6 protein-coding genes are annotated in these 6,714 nt (G+C 38.8%); 5 read left to right on the plus strand and 1 reads right to left on the minus strand.

Annotation, left to right across the window (positions count from 1 at the left end; translation table 11 throughout):
- Positions 1-134: 134 nt before the first annotated feature.
- Both LD39_RS10820 and spxA read left to right on the plus strand, forming a co-directional pair.
- Positions 135-728, plus strand: coding sequence for a GNAT family N-acetyltransferase (locus LD39_RS10820; RefSeq protein WP_035546173.1), 594 nt, complete (start codon positions 135-137; stop codon positions 726-728).
- Between the two features lie 276 nt (positions 729-1,004).
- On the plus strand, positions 1,005-1,400 hold the full coding sequence (gene spxA / locus LD39_RS10825; RefSeq protein WP_035546175.1) for a transcriptional regulator SpxA: 396 nt from the start codon (positions 1,005-1,007) through the stop codon (positions 1,398-1,400).
- Positions 1,401-1,446: 46 nt separating this feature from the next.
- Here spxA and LD39_RS10830 read toward each other — a convergent pair whose 3' ends face one another.
- Positions 1,447-2,115 carry a TerC family protein gene (locus LD39_RS10830; RefSeq protein ID WP_035546177.1) on the minus strand — a complete coding sequence of 223 codons (669 nt, stop codon included), beginning with the start codon at positions 2,113-2,115 and terminating at the stop codon, positions 1,447-1,449.
- A gap of 300 nt (positions 2,116-2,415) precedes the next feature.
- Here LD39_RS10830 and mecA point away from each other — a divergent pair, with 300 nt between their 5' ends.
- The 3 genes from mecA (at position 2,416) to pepF (ending at position 6,221) form a co-directional block, all read left to right on the plus strand.
- Entirely contained in the window at positions 2,416-3,111 is a 696-nt protein-coding gene (gene mecA, locus LD39_RS10835; RefSeq protein ID WP_035546179.1) for an adaptor protein MecA, read from the plus strand.
- Between the two features lie 94 nt (positions 3,112-3,205).
- A complete protein-coding gene (locus tag LD39_RS10840; RefSeq protein ID WP_035546181.1) occupies positions 3,206-4,351 on the plus strand; it encodes a competence protein CoiA in 1,146 nt (381 codons plus the stop codon).
- Positions 4,352-4,415: 64 nt separating this feature from the next.
- Entirely contained in the window at positions 4,416-6,221 is a 1,806-nt protein-coding gene (pepF, locus tag LD39_RS10845; RefSeq protein ID WP_035546183.1) for an oligoendopeptidase F, read from the plus strand.
- Positions 6,222-6,714: the final 493 nt, after the last annotated feature.

Raw genomic sequence — 6,714 nt, forward strand, 5'->3', positions numbered from 1 at the left:
TGGCGGGGAACCGCCACTTCTTGTTTATTTTTCAGTTAAATAGGGAACTTTACCTAACGGGAACTCTCAGACAATTTAACAATGTAAGGAAATTCAGGTATAATAGACATGACTAATGATAAGGGAGTAGATCAATGAATTGGTATGAAAAGCTTAACGAATATTTTCCTGTAGAGGAAATGAAATCGAAAGAGCATATGGAAGCGTTGCTAAAAGAGAAAAGCGATCTTTACTATAAAGATGAAGGCGAAAAACATGTTCTCATGTATGCAGAATTTGATACTTTTCTTTTTATTGATTATGTATACGTTTCCACTGCAGCACGTGGTCAAGGACTTGGTCATAAACTCATTGAGAAAATGAAAGCAAAAGGTAAGCCGATCATCCTTGAAGTCGAACCAGTAGACTATGACGAAACAGATACGGAAAAACGGTTGCGTTTCTACCAGCGTGAGGGCTTCAAACATGCGAAATCCATCGGTTATACGAGACGTTCATTAGCTACAAATGAAGTGAATCAAATGGAAATCTTATATTGGTCTCCTGAAGACGCTTCAGAAGAACAGATTTATGACCAAATGAAAAAAATGTACACCCAAATTCATACGTATAAAGATGAAGAATTCTATGGAAAAGCTTATCAGCCTGTAGACGAAGTTCTTTCCATCGATGAAGAGCGGGATACAGAAGATATTCTCAATGAATTGGACAAAACAAAAAACCCATAATTAAGATGAATACCCACCTTATTGAAGGTGGGTATTTTCAATGAATCGATATAGTTGAAAAAACAAAAAAATTTATAAAAATAGGTTTATCGTGTCGGAAAATGTGGAATAGGGTAGTGCATTAGATAAAAAGCCTCTTTTGGCATACTTATGTAAAGCGAATATAGATATTACTTGACAAGTGTGATATAGTATAATCAAGGTTAGATTATATTGATTTTAAAGTAATAAGGAATCAAATTTTTACCATAATATTTTGAGGAGTGAAGTTTCTGTATGGTAACACTTTATACCTCACCAAGTTGTACATCATGTCGTAAAGCGAAAGCGTGGTTAGAAGAACACGATATCGCATACACTGAAAGAAATATTTTTTCTGAACCTTTGACGTTAGATGAGATTAAAGAAATCTTACGTATGACAGAAGATGGAACAGAAGAGATAATTTCTACTCGTTCGAAAGTTTTCCAAAAATTGAAGGTTGATTTCGATCAGCTGCCGATGCAGGAGCTTTTCGACTTAATTCAAGAGAACCCTGGATTGCTGCGTCGTCCAATCATCATAGATGACAAGCGACTGCAAGTGGGGTACAACGAAGATGAAATCCGTCGCTTCTTACCAAGAAGTGTACGTACGTTCCAACTGAAAGAAGCGCAACGCTTAGTCAACTAATATCAAAAAGCTGTGACCGCTCCATGGTCACAGCTTTTTTTCTATATTAAGCCGCTGCATCTTCTTTTTTCTTATTGACGAAATAGCCGGTGCTGATTGTAGCAACGACACCTAAGACTGGAAGCCATTCTTTAATAAGTGGATACTCATAAAGGGCATGAAGGACGTAGCTGTCTTCCAAAACCATCTCTGCAGCCGTATATGCAAGAATTCCTGCCCCGAAATAAATAAGCAAAGGAAAACGATCCATCAGCATCAGGATAAAACGGCTTCCCCAGACAATAATAGGAACAGACACCAAAAGCCCCATTGTGACCAACGCGATATTATTATGGGAAGCACCAGCGATAGCCAGCACATTATCAAAACCCATGACAATATCGGCAAAGACAATGGTTTTAACAGCGGCTAGCAGGCTGTCTCCAGCACTGATATTTTGGGTGTCTTCTCGATCTGTCAGCAGTTTTAACGCTATGTAAAAAAGAAGTAGTCCGCCAATTAATTGAAGGAACGGAATTTGGAGAAGATAAAGAGCAACGGTGGTTAATAATATTCTGGCTGCTATGGCTAACCCCGTTCCTAAGAAGATCGCTTTGTTCCTCTGATCAGGGGGGAGATTGCGGCTGGCTAAAGCGATGACAACAGCGTTATCTCCGCCGAGAATGATATCAATGCTAATGATGATAAGTATAGGCTCAAGCATGTCCAAATTCATTTTAAAAATCCTCCTACTATCTAGTGACAAACATTGAAGAATGAGCTAAAATAGGAATCCAACCTATATATAGATAAAATCTGGAGCCCTTGCTCAATATTTGGGATAGGGGCATATGCTGAATTAAAGCAATTTGTTTTCCATTTGGCTTTCACTGTCATACAATAGAAGTACATCAACCCTTAAACAAACATCAAGATGGTTGAAGCTTTGACCTAACGGGTAAGGTTCTTATAAGCGAACTGAAAAGGGTGAATGTTCCCTTCCCCCTTAAAACATGTTATGAAGGGAGAGAGACGTATGGAAATAGAACGTATCAACGAAAACACAGTCAAGTTTTATGTGTCCTATCAGGATGTAGAACAACGCGGTTTTGACAGAGAAGAGATCTGGTATAACCGTGAACGAAGTGAACAACTTTTTTGGGAAATGATGGATGAAGTCAACGATCAAGAAAACTTCACAGCAGATGGTCCTTTATGGATTCAAGTCCAAGCTATGGATAAAGGTTTAGAAGTGATCGTAACAAGAGCGCAAGTTTCCCAAGATGGTCAAAAGCTGGAACTCCCAAATGATGAAGGTAAAGCGATTGATGTACCGGTCGATGAAAAACTGGAATCTTTGCTTGATGATAAATTTAATCAATCCCAAACAGATGATAACGACGATGAAGAGGATTTAGATGATCTTTCTCAAGAGCCGTTGACGTTTACACTAAGGTTCAACGAATTTGAGGATGTAATTCAATTAAGTCACTATTTGTCTCTGGAAGAGTCCCTCGATTTGCGTTTATTCCATTTTGAAGATAAGTACTATTTATATATTCAGTTTACTGATGAAAATATGAGTGATGACGAACAAGAAAATATTTTAAGTCAGCTGATGGAATTCGGACTTGAATCATCTGTCACGATTCATCGACTAGAAGAGTATGGCAAAGTAATTTTCGCTGAAAATGCTCTAGAATCGGTAAAGGAATATTTTCCAGTTGATTAATCATATAAACAAGCACACCTGCGTGTGCTTATTTTTTTGTTTCAGGAAGGAAAATAATGGATAGTGTCGAATAGTGTAAAGGGGAGGTGATGGATTGTACTATGCCATTAATCAGAATGGAGAGAAGCAATCTTTGTATCATCTAAAACCTGATGAACTCCATCGTATAAAATCCGAACTTTTTCACTGTCCAAATTGTCACGAACAGTTGTTAGTCCGCTCTGGCCCTAAGGTGAGCCCACACTTTGCACATTTCCCTAGAAGTGACTGTGCTCTTCAGAAGGGTGAATCAGTCCTTCACGAGAAAGGTAAATGGGATCTGTATCAATGGATTAGAAGCCAAGGATACAAAGTTGAACTGGAAGCTTATCTTAAAGATATCCAACAACGGCCAGATGTTCTCCTTCATATGAATGGGAAAAGAGTAGCTTTCGAATATCAGTGCGCTACGATTGCAACTAAAGAAGTAGAAAAGAGAAATAAGGCGTACTTGCGTGCTGGGATATTTCCGTTATGGGTTCTTGGTGTGAACCAGTTAAGAAAACAGAATCTTCACCAGATTTCAATGAACAATTTCCTCCGGTCTTTCCTTTATTTCTTCCATAATCACTTCCACTTATATTTCTATGATCCTGAATGTGAAGAAATGATTATCCTCACTGATCTTCAATTTGTAGAAACAAGTTCCATAGCAGGTGACTTTCATAACCAACCTTTAGCTAGTCTAACTTTTCCCCAATTATTTTCCTTCAGAAATCCTTCGAATAAGTATCCTCTAAGCCATTCCTGGGAAAGGCTATTATATAACCATCGAACTAAATACAGGGCAAATGTAGGTTCTGAAGAACGTCAGTTTAGGCAATATCTCTACCTGAAAGGTCACCATTTTTCATTGATTCCTTCCATTTGTTATTTGCCAGTGCGCTCTCAGCTTTCTGTTGAGACAAAACCGTACATATGGCAGACGCGTCTGATTATGGATCATTTCCTTAACAAATCTATAGGTCAATCGGGCTGGTTTCCTCGAGTGGTCAATCATAGTACGGTCAACGAGTACCAAGCGGATGTAGCGCAAGAATACGTTGATTTACTGGATGCTTTAGGGGTTCTTAAAAAAGTTAATGACCATGAATGGGTTAAGAAAAAAGATGTAGCTTTTCATCAAACAATGAAGAATGCACTCGAAGAAGATAAAACTATGGTAAAACAATTAAAAAATTTACAAAGAATTCATATTTAAGAAGGGTTTCCTCCCTCAGTCGAGAATTTTCTTAGGGGGACGAATTATTTTAAGGAGGATGTTTATGGCTTCTACAAAAGAAATACCGAAAAGAGATGAAGTACCCGTTGAAAAGACGTGGAATCTTGAAGAGATATTTGCTACAGATGAAGAATGGTATAAAGAACTGGAACAGATTAAAGAACTAATTCCTGAGTTGGATCAGTATCGAGGAAACCTCGATCAGTCAGGAGAGACCTTGTACAACCTGTTAACGTTTCAAGATAAAATTTCAAATAGAATAGGCTTGCTCTATACGTATGCCCATATGAGAAACGACCAGGATACAACAAACTCTAAATACCAGGAGATGAATGCCAAGGCAGAGAGTCTCTATACGAAGATTGCTTCAGCGATGAGCTTCATTGTTCCTGAGATTTTGACTTTATCTGAAGAAAAAATCAAGCAATTCGTCAAGGATTATGAGCCTCTTGAGGAATACTCCCACACGCTTGATGAAATCAGCCGTAAGCGCCCTCACGTGTTGAGTGAGAAAGAAGAAAAGCTGCTTGCTGGATTTTCCGAAATCGGAGCCAATCCATCACAAACGTTTGGTGCCTTGAATAATGCTGATCTTACTTTCCCTACGATCAAGAATGAAAAAGGGGAGGAAGTGGATCTTACTCACGGCCGTTATGTAGGCTTCTTGAAATCAAGTGACCGAGAAGTTAGAAAAACAGCTTTTGATGCCATGTATGATACATTCGGTTCTTTTAAGAACACTTTCGCCTCAACACTGAGTGGACACGTCAAAAAGAATAATTTTAACGCCACAGTTAGAAATTATGATCGTGCTCGTCAGGCGAAATTGGATAGTAATAACATACCGGAAACTGTCTACGATAATCTAATTGAAGCGGTTAACGAACGACTTCCGCTGCTTCACCGTTATGTAGAGTTGCGGAAAGAGGTTCTTGGGCTTGATGAAGTCCATATGTATGACATCTACACCCCGCTCGTGAAAGATGCCGAAATGGAGATCTCGTACGAGGAAGCAAAAGAAGAAGTGCTTAAGGGACTAGAGCCTCTTGGGGAAGAGTATGTCAATATAGTTAAGGAAGGCTTTGAAAATCGATGGATTGATGTTGTCGAGAATAAAGGAAAACGAAGTGGCGCTTATTCTTCCGGTCATTATGGAACGAACCCGTACATTTTGATGAACTGGCAGGACAATGTGAACAACTTGTTTACGCTCGCTCATGAGTTGGGCCACTCCTTGCACAGCTATTATACGCACGAAAATCAGCCATATCGTTATGGAAACTATTCGATCTTCGTAGCCGAAGTTGCATCGACATGTAATGAAGCTCTTCTTAATGATTACATGCTGAAGAATACAGAAAGCGATAAAGAAAAGTTGTACTTACTGAACAACTTTCTGGAAGGGTTCAGAGGAACAGTCTTCCGTCAAACGATGTTTGCTGAATTCGAACACGAAATTCACATTCAAGCGCAAAAAGGTGAAGCTTTGACAGCTGATAAACTGACTGAAATCTATTATGGTCTTAACAAGAAATATTTCGGAGACAACATAGTCGTCGATGAGAAAATTGGTCTCGAATGGGCACGAATCCCGCATTTCTACATGGGTTATTACGTGTATCAATACTCCACAGGATATGCCGCCGCAACTGCTCTTGCCGATCAGATTCTGACTGAAGGCGATGAAGCTGTAGACCGCTACAAGAGTTTTCTCAAGGCTGGAAGCAGCGATTATCCAATTGAAGTTCTGAAGCATGCTGGAGTTGATATGACTTCTAAGGATCCAATACTCGCCGCCCTGGACGTATTTGAAGAGAAATTGAATGAAATGGAAGAACTTTTAAAGTAAAGTATTCAGTAGCTTAGAACATAGGTGAAAGTCTTTATTACCAAAATCATACGCTCGTTTTTCGACTGGAATATAATGAAAAGCCCACGTGAGATCACTTCACGTGGGCTATTTGTTGAATCCGCGAAATGTCCTGCGGTGGGAGAATGAGGCAATAGCCAAATAAATAGCAAAGAATAGAAGCGGGGAGGAAAGGTATAAAGGATAGAGACGCATTAATGCGAAAAGATGAAAAAAACTAAGTAACAAAACGATTACAATACAAATGAATATGGTTAAGCGTTTCACGTGGACAATTCCTCCTTTTATAAATAGTTATGAAAGAAAAGAGGATGTCATACATCGGAAAATAGAGATTGTAAAAGTATAGAAGACATAAAAAAGCCCCTAATTAAGGGGCTTTTCTTTTCAACCGAGATATTCCCAAAACGCACCATGTTTTACAGGAATCTCTCTTGCTTTTTGTTTCAGTACGAGTTTTTTCATTTCTTTT

This window comes from Halobacillus sp. BBL2006 (assembly GCF_000786645.1).
In the GTDB taxonomy this organism is placed as follows: Bacteria; Bacillota; Bacilli; order Bacillales; family Halobacillaceae; genus Halobacillus.